Annotated in this window: 13 protein-coding genes, 2 pseudogenes and 1 riboswitch; of the genes and pseudogenes, 5 read left to right on the top strand and 10 right to left on the bottom strand. The window is 61.4% G+C overall.

Annotated elements, in window-relative coordinates:
• The first annotated feature begins 91 nt into the window (after positions 1-91).
• Positions 92-1,157, top strand: a pseudogene (locus tag AC0ZT5_RS08870) (sensor histidine kinase).
• A 6-nt stretch (positions 1,158-1,163) separates the two neighbouring features.
• Here the strand turns inward: AC0ZT5_RS08870 and AC0ZT5_RS08865 are convergent.
• The 4 genes from AC0ZT5_RS08865 to AC0ZT5_RS08850 form a co-directional block, all read right to left on the bottom strand.
• Positions 1,164-1,649, bottom strand: coding sequence for a pyridoxamine 5'-phosphate oxidase family protein (locus AC0ZT5_RS08865; RefSeq protein ID WP_488496140.1), 486 nt, complete (start codon positions 1,647-1,649; stop codon positions 1,164-1,166).
• Between the two features lie 462 nt (positions 1,650-2,111).
• Entirely contained in the window at positions 2,112-2,276 is a 165-nt protein-coding gene (locus AC0ZT5_RS08860; protein WP_379103714.1) for a DUF3309 family protein, read from the bottom strand.
• Between the two features lie 252 nt (positions 2,277-2,528).
• Positions 2,529-3,161 (bottom strand): hypothetical protein, encoded by a 633-nt coding sequence (locus AC0ZT5_RS08855; protein WP_488496139.1) that lies wholly within the window; start codon positions 3,159-3,161, stop codon positions 2,529-2,531.
• 482 nt (positions 3,162-3,643) lie between these two features.
• A complete protein-coding gene (locus tag AC0ZT5_RS08850; RefSeq protein ID WP_488496138.1) occupies positions 3,644-4,324 on the bottom strand; it encodes a methyltransferase family protein in 681 nt (226 codons plus the stop codon).
• Between the two features lie 358 nt (positions 4,325-4,682).
• Here AC0ZT5_RS08850 and AC0ZT5_RS08845 point away from each other — a divergent pair, with 358 nt between their 5' ends.
• Both AC0ZT5_RS08845 and AC0ZT5_RS08840 read left to right on the top strand, forming a co-directional pair.
• Positions 4,683-8,615 (top strand): tetratricopeptide repeat protein, encoded by a 3,933-nt coding sequence (locus tag AC0ZT5_RS08845; protein WP_488496137.1) that lies wholly within the window; start codon positions 4,683-4,685, stop codon positions 8,613-8,615.
• A 49-nt stretch (positions 8,616-8,664) separates the two neighbouring features.
• On the top strand, positions 8,665-9,420 hold the full coding sequence (locus tag AC0ZT5_RS08840; RefSeq protein ID WP_488496136.1) for a hypothetical protein: 756 nt from the start codon (positions 8,665-8,667) through the stop codon (positions 9,418-9,420).
• A gap of 83 nt (positions 9,421-9,503) precedes the next feature.
• Here AC0ZT5_RS08840 and AC0ZT5_RS08835 read toward each other — a convergent pair whose 3' ends face one another.
• From AC0ZT5_RS08835 to AC0ZT5_RS08815, 5 genes are all read right to left on the bottom strand, one after another.
• On the bottom strand, positions 9,504-10,526 hold the full coding sequence (locus tag AC0ZT5_RS08835; protein ID WP_488496135.1) for an ABC transporter substrate-binding protein: 1,023 nt from the start codon (positions 10,524-10,526) through the stop codon (positions 9,504-9,506).
• Positions 10,519-11,298 (bottom strand): ABC transporter ATP-binding protein, encoded by a 780-nt coding sequence (locus AC0ZT5_RS08830; RefSeq protein WP_488496134.1) that lies wholly within the window; start codon positions 11,296-11,298, stop codon positions 10,519-10,521. The genes AC0ZT5_RS08835 and AC0ZT5_RS08830 overlap by 8 nt, the downstream gene beginning before the upstream one ends.
• Entirely contained in the window at positions 11,295-12,050 is a 756-nt protein-coding gene (locus AC0ZT5_RS08825; protein ID WP_488496133.1) for an ABC transporter permease, read from the bottom strand. Before AC0ZT5_RS08825 ends, AC0ZT5_RS08830 begins: the two co-directional genes overlap by 4 nt.
• Positions 12,051-12,149: 99 nt before the next feature.
• Complete coding sequence (locus AC0ZT5_RS08820; RefSeq protein ID WP_488496132.1) at positions 12,150-12,758, bottom strand: YkoF family thiamine/hydroxymethylpyrimidine-binding protein; 609 nt, start codon at positions 12,756-12,758, stop codon at positions 12,150-12,152.
• Positions 12,749-12,862, bottom strand: a riboswitch (TPP riboswitch). It overlaps the preceding gene by 10 nt.
• A 102-nt stretch (positions 12,863-12,964) precedes the next feature.
• The gene (locus AC0ZT5_RS08815; RefSeq protein WP_488496131.1) at positions 12,965-13,885 is read right to left on the bottom strand and encodes a LysR family transcriptional regulator; all 921 of its coding nucleotides are present in this window, start codon (positions 13,883-13,885) and stop codon (positions 12,965-12,967) included.
• Positions 13,886-14,029: 144 nt separating this feature from the next.
• On the opposite strand from AC0ZT5_RS08815, the gene AC0ZT5_RS08810 reads away from it, so the two are divergent.
• Entirely contained in the window at positions 14,030-14,767 is a 738-nt protein-coding gene (locus AC0ZT5_RS08810; RefSeq protein WP_488496130.1) for an SDR family oxidoreductase, read from the top strand.
• Positions 14,768-14,952: 185 nt separating this feature from the next.
• Positions 14,953-16,045 (top strand): annotated as a pseudogene (locus AC0ZT5_RS08805) (nucleotidyltransferase family protein).
• A gap of 80 nt (positions 16,046-16,125) precedes the next feature.
• Here AC0ZT5_RS08805 and msrA read toward each other — a convergent pair.
• Positions 16,126-16,644: a peptide-methionine (S)-S-oxide reductase MsrA gene (gene msrA, locus AC0ZT5_RS08800; protein ID WP_488496129.1), complete on the bottom strand. Its 519-nt coding sequence runs from the start codon at positions 16,642-16,644 to the stop codon at positions 16,126-16,128.
• Between the last annotated feature and the right edge of the window lie 48 nt (positions 16,645-16,692).

Genomic DNA, 16,692 nt, shown 5'->3' with positions numbered 1-16,692 from the left:
TCCAGCGGCAATCTGATCGCGACAACAGTCGGGCAAATGTGTAATGTCCCTACTTGAAGTGGCAGAACGCCGCTCATTTGGCTTTGTGCCCATGTTTCAACCCATTGCGAATATCGAGGACGCGCAGACGCTGGCGCAGGCGATCGTCAACACGATCACCGAGCCGTTTCTCGTGCTCGACGAGCAGTTTCGCGTGCTGGCGGCCAGCCGCTCCTTCTACAACACATTCGACGTCGACCCCGCGCAGACCCAGGGCTCGCTGCTCTACGCGCTCGGTGACGGTCAGTGGGATATTCCCGCGCTTCGCCTGCTGCTGGAGACGATCATTCCCGAAAAGACCGCCATGGACGGTTTCGAGGTCGAGCATGATTTCCCGCGCATCGGCCGCCGCACCATGCTGCTCAACGCTCGCAAGGTGCTTTACGACCACAGCTCGGCCATCACCATCCTTCTCGCGTTCAACGATATAACAGCCCGTCGTGTCATCGAGCGGGAAAAGGAAGAACTGCTCAGCCGCACGGAGGATTTGCTTCGGCAAAAGGACGTCCTGCTGCGCGAAATGGAACATCGGGTTGCCAACAGCCTCCAGATCATCGCCAGCATCCTGTTGCTGAAGGCTCGCTCGGTCACGTCGGAAGAGACGCGCCAGCATCTCAAGGACGCCCATCAGCGCGTTCTGTCCGTGGCAGAGGTCCAACGCCATCTTCACACCTCGGCCGGTGCCGACGAGATCGATGTCGCCTCCTATCTTTCGAAACTGTGCGGAAGCCTCGCCTCGTCGATGATCGGCGAAACCCAACCGATCGACGTTGCCGTTACGGCCGAAGGTGGCAGGATGGACTCGCAGCGCGCGGTCAGCCTCGGTCTGATCGTCACCGAACTCGTCCTCAACGCCATCAAAATTCCCCAAAGAGAAGGCCGGCGCCCGTATCCAGGTGAGCTACGAGACTGCGGGCAGCGACTGGAAACTGACGGTTTCGGACAATGGCGTCGGCAAGATCGCCAATGACGTCCCGGCTACCGGACTTGGAACAGCCATCGTCGAGGCGCTGGTCAAACAGTTGGAGGCCAAGGTGGACGTCATCAGCGACGCCGACGGCACCAGCGTGTCGGTGACCCGAGCGACGTTCACCTCACGGGTGCCGCGAGCGGCGTAAGAACCGCTACCACGATGCCTGCCTTCCCGATATCGCCTCGATCCTGATCTGATAGAAGAGATGGCTGCCCGAAACCGTTGGCGCGGCACCTGGCTTCAGGGCTCCCGGTTCCCACCAGTTCGCGTGCTTTGCAAGAAGCGACCAGGCAAATTTGCGCTCAACGTCGATCGGAGCGCTCATCCTTTCGACGCCGGCGGCGCTGTCGTCCAGATCCGGCCCTTTGGGCAATTCTTCGAAGACGCCGTCCACGACGACGCTTCTCCAGCCGTGCGGGCCACCAACATCATCGACCTGAAGACAGACGTTCGGGTTGGCCTGCATCCACCCGACCTTCCTGCCGGGAAGCGAAAAACTGAAAATGGCGTTGTCACCGAAGGCAAAATGGATCGGCACCACATAGGGTTTGAGGTCACGCACACAGGCCAGGTGGCCTGTGCGTTGCGTTTTAAGCAGGGCGACGCAGTCCTGCCGCGTCATTTCCTTGACGTTCATCCCGATCCTCCTTTCTCTTCAGCCAGCGCGATCGATGCGGCGGATGACCTTGATGGCCTCTGCTCCCGCTACCCAATAAGCGCATCAATTCCCTGGATGGTCTCGATATGGCCGCGAGCCGCCACCATCCGTCGCAGGACGTGAAGATCATCGCGAATTTCGCAGAGTGTTGTCCGAAGAGTTGCGGGCATTTGGTGGCCTTCCGCAACTCAACTGTCTCGACGGCAAGCTGGTTCCGCCGACCGCCAAGCAAAAGCCCGCCACGGCGAACCGGAGCGGGCCTTGGAGGAGGACAAGGGGTGGGACCCTTTCCTCTTGTTTCCACGGGGGGTGTGGACCGCGATCACCTTACAAAGTTTTCCAAGCAAGCCGGATCACAAGCCGGCTTGCGAAGTTCACATTCCGGTGCGCGCCGGCACCGACGCGGTCACGGAATTGCGACCGCTTCGGCGAGCAACGCGGCTATATCCGTCCGAGCACGACAAGCACGATGATGATGAGCAGCACGAGCCCGAGACCGCCGCCGCCATAGTAGCCGGTGCCATAGAAAGGACCGCCGCCGAAGCCGCTGAAGCCCCCAAGCAGCGCTATGACAAGAAGAATGATAAGTATGGTTCCTAGGCTCATGGTTTCCCGCTCCTTTGTGCGCGCTTCTGCGCCGGCGCAGCAACGCGCCATTCGCGTGTTGCTTGGGATGTGAACGCTTTCAACGCATTAGCGTTCCGCCGGCGGGGCGATGTAGGCCCCATGGAGCAATCAGTGCAGCCGCGGCCGAAAAGTCCGCCAGGATTGGCGGGCTTTCCGGCCCGTCGGAGGCCAGGAGAGTGCGGTCAAAGCCTCACGGCTGGTTCGGCACTTCCGCTCCCGGTACTCTTGGCGTCAGCGGCGTGCGATCAAAAGGCACAGTTGGCGCAGGTCGCGGTCGTAGTCTCCGGAACTGCCGAGGACATCGACGCAGCGCTTCTTCAACCGTGCCACCTGACTGTCCGACATGTCGGCGACGACACCCGGCAGGTTCCTATGTCCCGAAGTACCCGATGTTCCGGTGTTGGCCGGGTTCCCTGTTGTGTCCGGATTGCCGGGATTGCTCGGGTTGATTGAACCAACGCCTCCGCCGACGCCAACGCCGACGCCACCCGTTCCACCAACACTAGCGCCGAGGCCGGCCGTGATGCCGCCAGACCCGCCGACATTGGTACCGGCACCGGCATTGATGCCGTTGCTGCCACCTGCGGATGCATCGAGGCCTGCGCTGACGCCTCCGGTGCCGCCGACCGACGCACCGGCACCAGCATTGACGCCTTCACTGCCACCGAGCGATGCGCCAACACCGGCGTTGATGCCGCCGCGGCCGCCGACCGACGCACCGGCACCAGCATTGACGCCGCCGCTACCGCCCACCGAGGCGCCAGCGCCAAGACCGAGCCCTGCACTATTCGCCGGCAGCGAAAGAACGAAGACTACTGCACTACCTGCCAACACACTGGTGACTGCTTTGATCGTAAAAGTCATAACACTCTCCTGTTGTCGTTGCGACAAGGCAGTCAGCCAGAGGCCGATTGCGAGTTAATTTACGCAGGGAGTGAACTTAAGTTTCACATGGCGGTTCGATGGCGAGATTAATGGTATTTAGTTTGGAAATTGCACGAGTATAAAATTACTAAAATTGACGCATAATCTTCAAAATCGTTATATGTAGCGGACAGTTATGATCGATATGTATTTCGAAATGCGCAAAGAATCGATTTTTATGACATTTTTTCGGGGCCGCACCCAGCCAGAGACCCCATGAACTTTTGGCCAGAACAACAGTGCCGGCCCGATGGGTGCCGGAGCCTGTCAGCGAGAAGCGCGCATCAAAACGCAACGCAACGCATTCGCGTCACGGCTGATCGATCGACGTCAATCTGCGCCAGACAGCAATGGAAGGCCGGTCATGCCAAAAGGCTGCCGGCGCAATTGCCGGCAGACGACGCCGTCCACTGGCCTAGTTGTCAGACGATCCCGTAGCACAGCCTGTAGCGGACGCGCTTCATATAATCCCGATATTCCGGCGTGGCGGCAAGCAGCGCCTCTTCGCGCAGGATGCGATGCACCTGGAAGAACGTGATGACGGCGTAGACGGCGAGATTGTAGAAGGAAAAGGCCGACAGCAGGAACAGGACATGGCCGACCAGATAGCCGGCATAGATCGGGTGTCGCACCAGGCGGTAGGCACCACCCGTCATCACGCCGCGATTGCCCGGCAGAATGGCGAACGAACGCCCCAGCGATGCCTTTCCCCAGATCACGAAACTCAATGCCAGGGCTTGCAGCGGCGCGGCGACATAGACCGGAATGATGGCAACGCCCGGCTCGAAGGTGATGAAGCCGACACCGAAGCTGGCAATCACGGATACGATCACCGTGAGCGGATTCCAGTCGCGAACCTGCGGTCGCCGCGACAGAAGCAGCCAGGTAAAGGTAAGGATCTCGGAAGTCGCCACCAGCGCCACGTTGATACGGGTGGGGTCGAGCATGAGGTGATATATGCCGCGGTAGACAAACAGCCCCGCGAAAGCCAGCGCGCAGAGCCGAAAGAAGCCTTCCCGTAAGTCGACCAGGATTTCCCGCTTTCGGGCTGCGGACAAAATCCCTTCGTCGTTGACGTGCGAAAGGGTTTCAATTTTTGACATGAGCAAGGCCAGGCACCCGGTTATCCCTCGGGGCGACCTTTGCACGCAACCATTGCCGTACGGTTAATCGAGAAGATCAGATCGGCACTAAACCGCTTATCCGTCTCCGGACGCCAGCGGAGCGCACAACTTCACCGATCGCGACAGGGTTCGACCGGCGCCAAGACGCTTACAGCCCATTCCGTCGCATTGCAATTTATGCTTGCATTCTGGAACAAATAAAGAACAATAGGCGGATTACCGCTAATGCGGACCAGGGTTTTCGGGGGAGGACCAGTGAGATGGCGAGACGGAAAGGTGCGGGGCTGGCTGCCGCCGCGATCGGATCATTCGTGCCGGTGAAGGCCCCGCCCTGGGTGTGCTGGTCGCTGGCAAGCCTTGTCGTCATACACATCTCAAGCGCTTCCGCGATGGCCGCCGACAAGACTACGCCGGCTGCATCGGTAAGAACATCGATCCGGACAAGCGCATCGTAGCCTGCACGCCGATCATCGAGGACAAGGCGGAGTTCTACCAAAACCGCAGGATCGCCTATTTCAAGCGCGGTATCGCATGGGATGACAAGCACGATTACGACCGCTCCATCGCGGACTACGACGAGGCAATCACCCTCGACCCGAAGCAGGCCTCTACCTATTACAATCGCGGCACGGCCTGGTTCAACAAGGGCGATGACGAGCACGCCATAGCCGACTTCAACAAGGCGATCAGCCTCGATCCGGGTTTCGCCAATGCCTTTTACAAGCGGGGTCTATCCCTGTTCCGCAAAGGCAAGGATGACCCCGCCATTGTCGATTTTGACCAGGCGATAGCGCTCGATCCAAAATTCGCCAAGGCTTACACGGCCAGAGGCTATAGCTGGGCGCGCAAGGCCGACGATGTGCGTGCCATGGCCGACTACAACCAGGCACTCAGCCTGGACCCGCAAAACAGCGAGGCCTATTTTGCCCGCGGTACTGTCTGGGCCGACAAGAACGACCATGACCAGGCAATCGCCGACTACGACCAGGCAATCAGCCTCGATCCGAAAAGCGGCGCTTACTATAATCGAGCCTTGGCCAAGGCGATTGAGGGAGACCTCGCCGGTGCAGCCGCCGATTGCCGAAAAGCCATCGAGCTCGATCAGAAGAGGGCCGGTGCCTGCAGCACGAAAGTAACGGGAGCCGAGTCGCCGGCTGCACCCCAGGCGGCCAAACCGGCGATACAGTTCGTCGTCCCCAAGGAAGATAACTCCGAGCGCATTGCCTGGAACCTCAAACAGGGGTTGGAAGAACAGATTCGCGGAAACGTCGGCAGCGCCATAGGCCGGTTCAGCTCTGCGATCGACCTCGATCCCTACAATGCCGAAGCGTTTTACGACCGGGCACTAGCTGAAGCATCCCAGGGAAACTACGAAGTAGCCGCCGCCGACTGTCGGCGCGCGATCGAGCTCGATCCAAAGCGCGCCGGCACCTGCCGCGAGAACGCGCCCGGCCAAGACCTATCTGCCGCCAAGCATACGACGAGGGATCCCGCGGCCGCAAAGACCCTGATCGAGCGCGCTGGGATGCGGTTGTCGAAATATGGCGTCGACGGCGCCCTGCTCGATTTCGACAAGGCCATCAGCCTCGATCCGGACGATGCCGACGCCTATCTCGGCCGCAGCCGTGCCAAGACGCTCAAGGGAGACAGCGCCGGAGCAGGAGCGGATTGCCGGCGCGCCATAGCGCTCGATCCGACGCGGGCAGCAAGCTGCGGCGACCGGGTTTCCGGCGACGAGAGCAAACCGGCACCGTTGCCAGACACACAACAACCGGAGCCGCGAGCCGTCGTTCCGAATGTGACGGCCACGCAAGACACGCTGGCCGCGAAGGCCTTGGAGGCGACCGACCCACAGGCCCTGGAGGCGATCCTTGGCGGCGACGCCTTCCTGGACATGGGCAAGTACGATCAGGCGATCGGCGCCTACAACCAGGCGATCTCGCTCGATCCCAACAACCGGTTCGCCTATTTCGGCCGCGGCAAGGCCTGTGCCGCCAAACGCGCCTACGGGCAGGCGATCGCCGACTACGACAAGGCCATCGAACTCGCCCCCAATTTTGCCCCGGCTCATTTTCGCCGGGGCCTCGCCAAGGTCACGTCAGGTGATGCAGAGGGCGCGCTTGCTGATTGCAGCCGGGCTGCAGCACTCGATCCAAAGGCGCGCGACGCCTATTTCTGCAAGGGCATGGCCTGGCATGCAAATGGCGACCCGGGAAGCGCGATCGCCGCCTATTCGGTGGCGATCGAAATCGATCCGAAGGACGACGCCAGCTACTATGGGCGCGGCATGGCGCGTGCCGATGGGAAAGACTACGACGGTGCCATCGCCGACTTCGACCAGGCGATCAAGCTCGATCCGGACAATGCGGACTACCTCGTCAGCCGAAAGGCGACGGTGGCGGCGAAAGGACAGAGCGACACGGCGGCGGCCCCGGTCGGCACCGAACCTGCGGCCCGGCAGGAGGCCAGCAATAATACCCGGTCTAACGGCGAGCTTTCCACCGCCAAAATCGCGGAGCTCATTCAGGCGACCGACCCGCGTGTCCTGGCCATGGTTCAGAACGGTGACAGCCTGTCGGACGCGGGCCAATACGATCAGGCAATCGGCGCGTACGACAAGGCGATCGCGCTCGACCCCGACAGTCCCCTCGCCTATTTTGGTCGGGCCAATGCCTGGACCGCCAAGCGAGCCTATGATCGGGCGATCGCCGACTATGATCGGGTGATCCGGATCCTACCGGATCTGGTCTCGGTCCATATTCGCCGAGGCATGGCCAAGGCCACGTCTGGTGATGCCGAAGGTGCTCTCGTCGATTGCGGCCAGGCCGCCGAGTTCGATCAGAAGGTGGTGGATGCATATTTCTGCATGGGCATGGCCTGGCACGTGAAGGGCGATGCCGGGCGAGCGATCACAGCCTATTCGGCGGCAATCGAAATCGATCCGAAGGATGCCCCCAGCTACTACGGGCGAGGCATAGAGCGGGCTGACAGCAAAGACTACGACGCTGCCATTGCCGACTTCGACCAGGCGATCAAGCTGCATCCGGGCAATCCGGACTACGCGGTGGCCCGCAAGGGGGCGGTGGCTGCGTCAAAGAAAGGCGGTGTGGCACCTGAGGCCGTCGGTTCGGATCCCAAGAACCTCAAGGCCTTCATGGATCGCGGCGATGCGTTCTACAGGAAGCGCAAATACGGTCGCGCGATTGCCGAGTACAGCCGCGCGATCGCGCTCGATCCAAGGAAGGCCGCCGCCTATGTCGGGCGAGGAATGTCGCGCGCCGAGAAGGGTGATTATGATGGAGCCATCGACGACTACAGCAAGGTGATCGAACTCTATCCGGCCTATTTCGACGCTTACCTCGGCCGCGGCATTGCCTGGAGCAAGAAGGACCAATTGGATCGAGCCATCGCCGACTACAATCGCGCGGCCGAAATCGAGCCAGGCTACGTACCTGTCTATTTCGGGCGCGGCAGCGCCTGGTTCGCCAAGGGCGACTACGATCGGGCCATTGCCGACTACGACCAGGCGCTCAAGCTCGATCCAAAGCTGGCCATCGCTCGTAAGGGTCGCAAGCAGGCAGTGGCGGCGAAAGCGAACGCCTCAAAAACATCAAACGAAACCGCTGGCCAGGCTAGCGACGAGGCGATCAAGCCAAGTAGCACTTCGCCAGCCGCGCAAGCGCTCAGCAAGGGCTGGACGCTGCACGAGAGGGATGACTATGACGGCGCCATAGCGCTTTACGACAAGGCGATTGCGCTCTTTCCGGCGTATCTGGCCCGGGCGATGGCCTGGGAATCCAAGGGCGAATACGCTCATGCCGTCAACGATTACAGCCAGGCAATCACGCTCAATCCGAATTTTGCCGACACCTACTATGACCGTGGTCAGAACCGCAGTTTCCAAAAAGATTACGACGGGGCGCTTGCTGACTACGGAAAAGCCATCAGTCTCAATACCAAGGACGCAAGGGTCTTTGCCGATAGGGGCCTCATATTGATGGGCAGGCATGAGGACGTTGCAGCGTTACGTGATTTCGAAGAGGCCCTCAGCCTCGATCGCAAGAACCCCCTTGCCTATTTGGGTCGAGGCGTGGTTCGGATCAGCAAGGCGGATTATGACGGAGCCATCGCCGATTTGAGCCAAACGATAAGGCTCAAACCGGATTTCGCCACTGCCTACAAAGTGCGGAGCAGGGCGTGGGACGCCAAGGGCAACCACAAGCGCGCAGAGGCCGACCGCAAGAAAGCGATGAGCCTCGGGGCGAAATAGAGACAAGGCTCGGGAGCGCTGCCAAATGACGCGTTGGAAAGGTTTGGGCGTGGCGGCGGTCGCCGCTTTGTCTTTCGTTGCGGTAAAGGTGTTGCCCTGGGCGCTCGGCTTCGCCGGCGGCAAATATCTCTACCAGACGGTGGCGGGCTCGCCCGATCCGCAGACACTGACTGCCGCTCAGGTGAACGAACAGATTCAGAGCCAGGGAAGCCAGATATTCCTCGCGATCAAGCAGGAGTTTCCAGACGACTATGACACCGTCGTGGAAAAGATCACGGCCGTGGCCAGACTTGGAAACGTGGAGCAAGTGCGAAACGCGAGCAGGATGGCGGTTACCGGCCTCAGGCAAAGATACGCGTCTCTGCTGTCGTCGGCTCCAGACAGCAAAGCCGCCGAGGCGCTGCGTGCACAATTGGCCATGCTCAACCATGTCATGTCGCGGGAAACCGCAGCCACCTGCAACAACTACCTTCGCCAGGGGCCGGGCGCGCTCAGCACGCCGGATCAGGATTTCCTGGCCGACATGGACAAGATCGGGGCCACCATGTTTCGCGCCTTCGGCGCAGCGAAGAATGGGGGGCTGCCGGCCGCTGCCGCCAGCGACGAAGATTGGTCGCTGCTGGCCGACGCTTTCATCAACGCCGGCGGCACCCCCGCCGAGATGAATGCCATTGCCAATGTCAACCCGGTATTCGAAGGACTCTGCCCGGCCGTGGTGAAACTCTACACAGCCGCTCTGTCGCTGCAGGGTGAACCCGGGCGGCACATCAAAACCACTCTGCTCTATGAGATCGCGAGGAATTAGCTGGAATCTGCCAATGTGTGCGCGTTTGACGGGAAGCTGCCACGCCACGCGAGTCCTTCGAAGTTTCGAGAGTCAGATAGCTCCTACCCCAAAGTTGAGTTGCTGAAATACTCCGCGAAATCAGGGTGTTGCGTCAGAACTTTGCCATCGGCATCGCGCAGAATGCCCGCAGCGAAGAGGTAGTCGCCAATCGCGTGCATCTTGGCTGGATCCATCGTGCCGATTGCGCCATTGTCTCCGCGCAAATAGTGGCCATCGATCAGCGCCCTTAGCGAGGCTTCGATAAGCGCCGGATTTGTCAATGTGTCCTTGTTGGCGGCGATCAGAAGTGCGGCAGCCGCATCGGGATGGTCGACGGCGAACTGGTAGCCGCGCCGCGTCGCCTGCACGAAGGCGGCCGCAGGTTGGGGGTTTGCCTGGAGATAGGCCTCGCTCGAGGAGATCAGGGTCGTGTGCTCATCAGGCACGCCATAGTCGGCGTAGACGAAGCTGCGCTGCTTGATGCCTTTCAACCCGGCTTCGACACCTTCCCAGGTCGAAACCTCTAGCGTGAAATCGACCGAACCGTTGGCCAGCGCTTCATAGGCTGAAGTGCCGAGTGTCACCGTCTCGAAATTGCCCTTGCCGCCATCCTGGCGGATGATGGTGCCAATCAGGGCGTTTTCCCAGGCGCTGCCGAAGCCGCCATAGGTCAGGCCGTCAAGGTTCCTCGGGCTTTTGATCTCGCTGCGTGCCGCGTTGAACACCAGCCGGCCGGTTTCGGATTGCACGACGGCATAGACGCCCTTCAGGTCGGCGCCGGCGGTTTTTTGGGTGAACAGGCTGATGGTGCCGTTGATGCCGAAATCGGCGACGCGGTTGGCGACCAGCGTGCCGGCGCCGGTATCGCTGTAGGGCAGGATGTCGACCTCGAGCCCGGCTTCGGAATAGAACCCTTTGTCGCGGGCGACGAACAGCCCGATGTGGTTGGTGTTGACCGTCCAGTCGAGGGCGACGGTGACCTTTTGCGCCGCCGATTGTGCCTGGGCACGGCCCGCTCCGGCCACCAGCGGAAGACCGGAGGCAAGGGTGAGCAACAAGGCCTGCCGGCGCGTCAAGTCAGTCATGGTCGTGTCCTTTGGATGAGTGCGGGTTGGGCTCGGGGTTGAGCAGTATGTCGAGGATCTCGGCCTCGATTGCGCTTGTCTGCAACGCGTCAGTGCCGCCAAGGCTGCGCGGGCGTGACAGCGGCACCTTAATTTCACGGACGATGCAGGCCGGGCGCGCCGACAGCACATAGATGCGGTCGGACAGGAAGACGGCTTCGCGCACATCATGGGTGATCAACAGTGCCGTCCAGCGATGGTGCCGCCACATCTGCTCGAGCCAGCGCTGCATGGCGGTGCGGGTCAGTGCATCGAGCGCGCCGAACGGCTCATCCAGCAAAAGCATGTCTCGCTCCTGCACCACGGTGCGCAGCAGAGCCGCGCGCTGGCGCATACCGCCCGAAAGCTGCGCCGGAAAATGCCGCTCGAAGCCGGCGAGCCCGAACTCGGCAAACAGCGGCGCAACGCGCGCCCGCGCCGCCTTGCGCCTGATGCCTTGCACTTCGAGCCCAAGCGTCGTGTTGTCGAGGATGCTTCGCCACGGCATCAGCGCGTCACGCTGCGGCATAAAGGCGAAATGCCTGCCGTGGTCGTCGAGCGGCGTGCCGTCGAAGAACATCTCGCCCTCGCCGTGCTGCGCGCCGGTCAGAAGCTGGAACAGCGTCGACTTGCCAGCGCCCGACGGCCCGAGGATGGAGACGAATTCACCGGCGCCGACGCTGAGCGAAATGTCGGCGAGCACGTCGAGCCGGCCAAATGCCTTGCGCACATGCCGCAGTTCGAGCCGGCTCATCGCCACGGCCCCGTCCCGGCGGGGTGCTGGCCGGCGGCCCGTTCCCAGGGCATGGCAAGGCGCTGCAGGAGCACCGTCAGCCCAAACAGAGTGAGCGTGAGCGCGGCGCTGACACCGACGGCGGCCAGCACCAGATCGGGGCGGAAATTGTTCTTGGCGTTGAGCATGTAGATGCCCAGCCCCTTCGCGGCACCGGCATATTCGGCGAAGATTGCGCCGACCACGGCATAGGTGATGGAGATCCTCAGGCCCGCGAAGAAATAGGGCAGCGCCGAGGGCAGCCGCGCCAACACGAAGACGCGCCAGCGCCCCGCCCCCATGGCGCGCAGCATCTGCCCGATCTCGGCCTCCGTCGCCTCGTAGCCCTGCACCAGTGCCACCAGCATCGGAAAGAAGGTGACCAGCGCCACCAGCATGATCTTGGGCATCAACCCGAAGCCGAACCACAGCACCACCAGCGGCGCGATCGCCACCAGCGGCAAGGTCTGGCTGACGATGAAGACGGGAAACAGCGCACGCCGCAGCGGCCGGGAGAAGTCGACCAGCATCGACAACGCAAAGGCCGCGCTGAGCGAAAAGGCAAAGCCGATCAGCGTGGCGCGGATGGTGGGAATGGCGTTTTCGACCAGCGCCTCGCGATTGAGCATCGCCTGCTCGAACACGCGCGACGGCGCCGGCAGTGTCGTCGGCTTGATGCCGGAATAAGTGGCATAGAGCTCCCATGCCAGCAGCAGCAACCCGACCGAAATCATGGCCGGTGCTGCCTTGACAAGAAGGCTCGCGATCGGACTCGAAGCGGCTGATGATGAGGCCACGGGCATAACCGTTGACGGGGTCGCGAACGCGGCCGCTCAGCTGGCCGACGGGCTGTTCGCCGAGACCGTGACGTCGAGGGTTACGTGGCCGGCGCCTGGCCCGAAGCGGCAGAAGGCTTCGTCCAGCGCCGAAAAGATCGCGCCGGCATCCCCGCGCAATTTCGTGCAGAAATGCTTCGAGCGCTCATAGACGCCGGACTGCTTGAGAAAATCGATGCAGCCGTAAATCTCGTCCATGTGGTCGTCGGTGCCCATCACATAGAGCGAGAACTGCGCTGCCGCCGGCTGGCCGGTCAAAGCCGCGCCACGCACCGCGGCGATTGCCGCATCCTTGCGCGGACCGAGGGGGCCGACAGGCCCACCAAGTACATCGGAACGGCAGATTGGATCATCCGGCTCGCCAGGGCAGCCGCGCGAGATGGTGGCTGACAACACGCAATGTTTGCCGCTGCGTGCCGCCGCCACGAACAGGTCTCGCATCGCCGGAAATAGCACTTCGGGCGGCCCGACCAGCAAGGTCGAGATGTCGTCGGTCTCGATCCTGAGCCGATCGCGGTAGGGGTCGAGCCCATCCAGCGCGCCAAAGATGACGCCGACGAAATCGTCGGCCATGGGGTATAGGGAAATCTGTGCGCCTGAAAACATCGCCCGCCTCGCTCCGCTGGTATTACCCAGATCAGCTTCTAGGGTCTGTGGGCTTGCCGCCCCCGTCTCAGCCCCGACCGTACGGAGCACCCCTGTGGATGCGCGGGTTAAAGCACCATTCGAGCTGAAACGAAAGTGGTTTTTTGGTGCGCTCTTCCAAAGCATTGCGCCAGGCCCGCGAAACCGGACCGTCGAGCGACAGACGCTCAACCATCAGGCGGCGTTTGGCGCCTGGTATGCGCATGGCGCAGGAAATCGACGAAGGTGCGTACCGCCGGTGATGTATGACGCTGCTTCTGGTAGCAGAGAAACCAGCCGGGAAAGGTCGCGCACCAATTATCCAGGAGCGACACCAACTTGCCGGCATCGATCAGCGGACCCACGAGGTCTTCGGCCCAAAAGGCGATGCCGACGCCCTGCACGGCGGCGGCAATCGCCATGTCGCGGCTGGAGACGACAAGCGGACCATTGACCGCGACCGAGAACCATTGGCCATCCCGGGCGAATTCCCATGAGTAGGGCCCAGCACTCCCCGGCCGGCGCCAATTGATGCAGCGGTGCTGGAGCAGATCCGCAGGTGCCGACGGCGATCCGTAGCGGGCGAGGTAGTCCGGCGAGGCCACTGCGAGTTGGCGCTGCGTGCCGCCAAGCGCCACCGCGACCATGTCGGCTTCGAGAAATTCGCCAAGCCTGGCGCTGACATCATAGCCGGCCTCGACGATATCGACGGAGGCATCGTCGATCGTCACGTCGAGCACGATGTCCGGCCATGCCTCATGAAAACGGCCAAGCACCGGCTCCAGATAGGTGGCGGCGGCAACGCTGGGCATATGGACGCGTAAGACGCCGGCCGGCGTGTCTCGCAAGGCGGTCGCATCGCCGACCGCCGCCTCCATCTCGGCCATCGCCGGCGCAAAGCGCGCATGCAGGCGCGCGCCGGCTTCGGTCAAAGAGAGGCTGCGTGTCGTCCGGTTGAGCAAGCGCAGGCCAAGCCGCGTTTCGAGCTGACGGATCGTCTGGCTGAGCGTCGATGCTGAAATCCGCAGATCTTCAGCGGCACGGGCGAAGCTGCCGTGCGCCACTACAGCGGCAAAGGCTTTCAGCTCTGCATATTCGCTACCTCGCATTATGCCATATTCTCCAATGAGTATGATGGCATTCTATCGCATTTTCGGTAGGTGTCTGCTGCCTAGCTTGAGGACATGCTTCGAACGGCTGCGATCATCGGCGTCGAGCACACCTGAATCTCCCTCTGAGCAGGAGCAACGAACATGCAGGAACTCAACGGAAAAATCGCCTTGGTGACCGGCGCCTCCTCGGGCATTGGCGCGGCAACCGCGCTGGCGCTGGCGGAGCAAGGTGCTGTCGTCGCCATTGCGGCGCGACGTCGGCAGCGCCTCGACGACCTGGCCGCACGCATCCGCGACAACGGCGGCGAGGCCTTGGCAATCGAGGTCGACATCACCGATGAAGCGCAGGCCACAGCCATGGTCCGGCGCGTGCTGGAAAGCCATGGCCGGCTGGACATGCTGTTCAATGTTGCCGGTGTCGGCGTCGCCGCACCCTTCCAGAACACCACCACCCGCGAATACCGGGAGATGGTCGACATCAACATTCTGGGTCTGCTCTACACGATCAACGCGGCGCTGCCGACAATGAAACGGCAGGGATCAGGCCACATCGTCATCGTTTCGTCGGGCACCGGCCGCTACATCCATCCATCTGTGGTCTATTCCGGTACCAAACATGCGGCCAGCGCCATGGCGGAATCACTGCGCCGCGAAATCAGCAAGGACGGCATCCGCGTCACGGTGATCGAGCCGGGCGCGGTCAGGACCGAGTTCACCGCCAATATGCGCGACGATGTTCGGCTGGCTGTCGAGCAAAGGTTGGGCGACATGGAGCAACTGGAGAGCGAGGACATCGCCGCCGCCATGCTCTACGCGGTCTCGCAGCCACCAAGGGTCAACGTCAATATCCTGACCGTCTATCCGACGCAGCAGGCTTGATAACCCGCCGCAGCCCGTTCCCCGCCGCAATAGATTGCTCCGTGGCGTATGAGCGTGGCATCAGTCCGACGGTTATAAATGTTCCGCAATTTTCTTATAACTCGCTTGAAATGCGGGAGCAAAAGCGCGCAGCTATAAGAGAACCGCAAATTTCTTATAACCCAGAGACATTGGTCGAACGCACGATGAAATCGATCGACATCGCTTATCGCACCTTGTTCGCTGAACTCGTGCAACGAAGCCTGGACGCCTCGTTCCAAACCGACTTCTCGACCGCGGGCAATTTCGTGCGAGTCCCGGTAAAAGGCCGCGACTACTGGTATTTTGAGAAGACTCGGCCGAAGACAACAAGACGATATGTCGGCCCGGCCGACAATCCCGAGATCGCAAAACGCGTTGCCGCCTTCAGGGAAATCAAAAGCGACCTGAAGAGCCGTCGCAAGCTTGTATCGACGCTTGTCCGCGAGGCTGGGTTAATGGAGCCGGAGAAATTCACCGGTGATATCGTTGAAGCCCTTGGCAAGGCCGGGTTTTCCGCCTGCGAGGCGTACTGGTCGGCACCGTCGCGTTCCAGACCTACGCCGGATATCTGGGGGTAAGGCTGCCGGGGGTGGCGCTACAAACAGGCGATGCCGACTTTGCTCAATTCACTCGGTTTCCATCGAAGTGAACGACAGTCTGCCGCCGATTATGGATGTACTGCGCGATATCGATCCTTCGTTTCGCGAAATTCCGCACCGAACGGATGCCAGTCGCACGACGCAGTTCGAAAATGCCTCCCGGTATAAGGTCGAATTCCTGACCCCAAACCGGGGCAGCGACGACTATGCCGACCACGCGAGCGCGATGCCGTCTCTGGGCGGCGCGTCGGCGCGGCCTTTTCGATTCCTGGATTTTCTGATCCGCGAACCCGTACGAACCGTCTTGCTGCATCGATCCGGAGTCCCGGTGCTGGTCCCCTCACCCGAGCGATATGCTGTCCACAAACTGATTGTTGCCTCCCTGCGCCAAACGAATGCAAACGGTGCCGCAAAGCGGGAAAAGGACGTTCTTCAGGCAAGCTTGCTTGTCGAGGCGATGAAAACTGCCCGCAGGCAAGACGACCTCGCCGCGGTGTTTGCCGAAGCATGGAACCGTGGCACCAGCTGGCGTGATACAATCCAGCGGGGTCTTCGTATGCTCGATCCCGATCGGCAAGACATGGTCGCAACAATCGTTCTAAGGGCACTTTCGGACATTGGTGAAAAGCTGGACGGCTTCACCAACGCGGCAAGTTGACTGAAAAGGCGCTTGGAATGCAACGATGCCGCTCGCGACCTCGTCGAGCGGCATGCCTGGCAGAACCGGAGCTGTAAACCTTACGAAACCGCCTTCTCGCGAACCGGCAGCTTCCAGCCCGGCCTGACGAAGTGGCAGGTATAGCCGTTGGGGTATTTCTCCAGATAGTCCTGATGTTCAGGCTCGGCTTCCCAGAAGGGGCCAACCGGTGCGACCTCGGTGACGACCTTGCCCGGCCATAGGCCAGAGGCGTCGACATCGGCGATGGTGTCTTCGGCGATCCGCTTCTGTTCATCGCTCGTGTAATAGATCGCCGAGCGATAGCTCATTCCGACATCGTTGCCCTGCCGGTTACGGGTCGTCGGATCGTGGATCTGGAAAAAGCGCTCCAGCAGCGTGCGATAGCTGATGATGGCCGGATCGAAATTGATCTCGATGGCCTCGGCATGGGTGCCATGGTTGCGGTAGGTGGCATTGGGCACGTCGCCACCGCTGTAGCCGACACGGGTGGAGATGACGCCGGGATAGCGCCGTATCAAATCCTGCATGCCCCAGAAACAGCCGCCGGCAAGCACTGCGCGTTCGGTCGAAGTCGCCATATCACGTCTCCTCAAAAAGCAATTCCAGGAAAGATGCGTGGCGATTTT

It is taken from the genome of Mesorhizobium sp. CNPSo 4670 (assembly GCF_057784235.1).
This window is presented reverse-complemented; position numbering and strand designations above follow the sequence as displayed.

Excerpts from the sequence above, each read along its gene's own strand:
- AC0ZT5_RS08865 (WP_488496140.1), bottom strand. The coding sequence starts at position 1,649 with ATGAACGTCAAGGAAATGACGCGGCAGGACTGCGTCGCCCTGCTTAAA.
- AC0ZT5_RS08860 (WP_379103714.1), bottom strand. The coding sequence starts at position 2,276 with ATGAGCCTAGGAACCATACTTATCATTCTTCTTGTCATAGCGCTGCTT.
- AC0ZT5_RS08855 (WP_488496139.1), bottom strand. The coding sequence starts at position 3,161 with ATGACTTTTACGATCAAAGCAGTCACCAGTGTGTTGGCAGGTAGTGCA.
- AC0ZT5_RS08850 (WP_488496138.1), bottom strand. The coding sequence starts at position 4,324 with ATGTCAAAAATTGAAACCCTTTCGCACGTCAACGACGAAGGGATTTTG.
- AC0ZT5_RS08835 (WP_488496135.1), bottom strand. The coding sequence starts at position 10,526 with ATGACTGACTTGACGCGCCGGCAGGCCTTGTTGCTCACCCTTGCCTCC.
- AC0ZT5_RS08830 (WP_488496134.1), bottom strand. The coding sequence starts at position 11,298 with ATGAGCCGGCTCGAACTGCGGCATGTGCGCAAGGCATTTGGCCGGCTC.
- AC0ZT5_RS08825 (WP_488496133.1), bottom strand. The coding sequence starts at position 12,050 with ATGATTTCGGTCGGGTTGCTGCTGCTGGCATGGGAGCTCTATGCCACT.
- AC0ZT5_RS08820 (WP_488496132.1), bottom strand. The coding sequence starts at position 12,758 with ATGTTTTCAGGCGCACAGATTTCCCTATACCCCATGGCCGACGATTTC.
- AC0ZT5_RS08815 (WP_488496131.1), bottom strand. The coding sequence starts at position 13,885 with ATGCGAGGTAGCGAATATGCAGAGCTGAAAGCCTTTGCCGCTGTAGTG.
- AC0ZT5_RS08810 (WP_488496130.1), top strand. The coding sequence starts at position 14,030 with ATGCAGGAACTCAACGGAAAAATCGCCTTGGTGACCGGCGCCTCCTCG.
- msrA (WP_488496129.1), bottom strand. The coding sequence starts at position 16,644 with ATGGCGACTTCGACCGAACGCGCAGTGCTTGCCGGCGGCTGTTTCTGG.